The 2352-nt window shown below is 47.0% G+C and carries 2 protein-coding genes; one reads left to right on the top strand and one right to left on the bottom strand.

Annotated features, from left to right (window positions below; genetic code table 11):
- Positions 1 to 69: 69 nt before the first annotated feature.
- Positions 70 to 1404 (bottom strand): lysophospholipid acyltransferase family protein, encoded by a 1335-nt coding sequence (locus PX482_RS22485; RefSeq protein ID WP_288123032.1) that lies wholly within the window; start codon positions 1402 to 1404, stop codon positions 70 to 72.
- A 422-nt stretch (positions 1405 to 1826) separates the two neighbouring features.
- On the opposite strand from PX482_RS22485, the gene PX482_RS22490 reads away from it, so the two are divergent.
- Positions 1827 to 2264, top strand: coding sequence for a hypothetical protein (locus PX482_RS22490; protein ID WP_288023968.1), 438 nt, complete (start codon positions 1827 to 1829; stop codon positions 2262 to 2264).
- Positions 2265 to 2352 lie beyond the last annotated feature (88 nt).

Genomic DNA, 2352 nt, shown 5'->3' on the forward strand with positions numbered 1-2352 from the left:
ACCCTTTGAAAATAAGGCTTTTGACCTGTTAAAATCTGATGTTAGTGCAAGAAAATAGGATTGGGACATTCAAAAACCTTGCATTATTCTCCTCGTAGTACATAAACTGGTACAAAAAAAGAGGGCAACAAAGCCTGAAACGACCGACGACCGGCTACTGACTCCTGACTCCTGACTCCTACCCCCAGGAAAAACTTTTTCAGCAAACCCTAGATAATGACCGGTGACGACGACAAAATTCTCCACCCATCTCATGTGCCAGAGATGTTGATGCGCTTCCGACGCGACTAGAGCCGCCAAACCCCTTTCCACGTCCGAGAGGGTTTGGATGTCCACGTCCCGACGATAGATCCAATCCCAGACCGTATCCTCGATATCCTGGGCGCGTTCGAGCAAATTGCGATCGCTATGGGGCTGCATTTGCAGATATCCCTCCAACATTTTTAATACTGCGTCCATCAATCCCTGTAAACGCAGGGTTAATCCCTCGATCGGACTCAAATTGGCTAACTTTGCCGCTTGTTCCTCTAACTGAATGGCGGTATGGAAACGCCGATCAAAACTTTCCATTTGTTCTAATAAATATTCAGCAATACGCAATAGTTTCGGGTAGAGTAGGGCCTCTTCCTCTGGGGTCAATTGCTGCTCTGGATTCCATTCCCTCGATGAGAGAGAGTTTTCTAATTGCCGATTGGCCCCATCCCCCGGAGGAAAACCACATTCGCGCTCGATCGCCCCACAGAGTTGCCAAATCTTCGGCCAGGGATTTTCTAAATACTGATACCTCACACCGATGGGGACAATAGACAGCTGCTGATTCTCCCCCGCTGCCACCAGATCCTCGACACACCAAAAACTGGTTTGAGCGCAGCCCAATTCTAAACGACTGACCAGTTCGCCGTGACCGTTGGTATAGCCTTCCGGCGCAATGGCCAAGGGAAATTGCCCGCGAACGTAGAGATGGCGCAGGGTACGCAAACAGCCGAAATCGGGACGACCGCGGATCACGGGAACGCCACCGATCGCCGGTAAGAGCCAATTAGCCACTGGACCTGCCCAGAGGGGAATCCCTCGATCGTAGAGAAAATAGCCAAAAACTGGCTTATTTAAACTTATTCCCTCATTGGCAGCTATTTTAGGCAGGTTGCTATGAAGATAATGGATCAAGGAGGGGGGATCGTTAGTGCTGGAATGACGATAGGCAAGCAGAAACCGCAACTGTCCAGCTTGGAAACGGCCGTAACAATCGACGAGAATTTCGCTATTTTCCCCTTCCACCCGCTCAATCTGACATTGCGATCGCAAATAGAAGGGCAACAGCCGATAAATTGCCGCCAAGACCAAGGGGTTAAAATGGGGGGCGAGAAATTTTAGCGGTGATTGGGCGCGGATAGGTTTTGTCATCGGAGAATGAGTTTATTATGGATAGAACAGAATCAAGGATTTTGAGCGGAGCCGGAGAAAATTATCGGTTCACCTAAGTATGATATTTGATTTTTTTCCATCTTCAATGCTCCTAAGTAGGGCTGGCTGAATAATGGTAAAAACCTTGTTGGGTAAGACTTTTAGACTTTTTGTCAATCAAAAAGTACCAGGCATGGCAGTGATGAGGGGGAAAATTGAGGCACTTTTTCCCTGAAAATTAGGTAATTGGCCACCTCAAAACCGGTAAAACCCCACACCCCACACCCCACACCCCACACCCTGTCCCCACGAAAAACTTTTTCAGCAAACCCTAAGTATCGGCGGACAAACTAGCCGCCGGTAAACCTCGATCGCCCGCTCTGACCTTCTCATCATTAACCGATCTAACTTTAACAACGCCCGTGAAACAACTGATTCAAGCCTTGGCTCTTTTGGGATTACTAGGAATCGCTGGATTGCTGCTTTTATTTCTTGCTCCTTCCTGGCCGACCCTTTTCGGTGTACTGGTTCTCGATCCCCGCGCTTTCGTCACCATTAAATCCCTGCGCTTTGGTTTGGAAGAAGCGATTATCGTTGTCTTTATCGCTAGTGTTTCCGAGGCGATCGGACAAAGTTTTGTCTTATTTATTAACCGGATTCCCCCCAGCCGCTTTATTTTTAGTTTATTAATTACTTCTATTCTCTACGCTTTTAATTTTGGCATTTGGGCCGCTGGACTTTGGCTAGTCACTATCCTCTTATTTCGGGGTGATACCCGCCTATTTGAGGTGGCCAGTACCCTAGGATTTATACTTTGCACGGCTACAACTTGCATTTTTTACTCAAGGACAATAATATAGTTTAAGAGTCATAATTAGAAGCAAAGCACTCATTAAAAACATGATTAACCTAGAATTCACGGAAGAAGAAAAGAACTCACTGTCTTAG

Source organism: Microcystis sp. M53602_WE12 (genome assembly GCF_030065455.1).
GTDB classification, from domain to species: Bacteria; Cyanobacteriota; Cyanobacteriia; order Cyanobacteriales; family Microcystaceae; genus Microcystis; species Microcystis aeruginosa.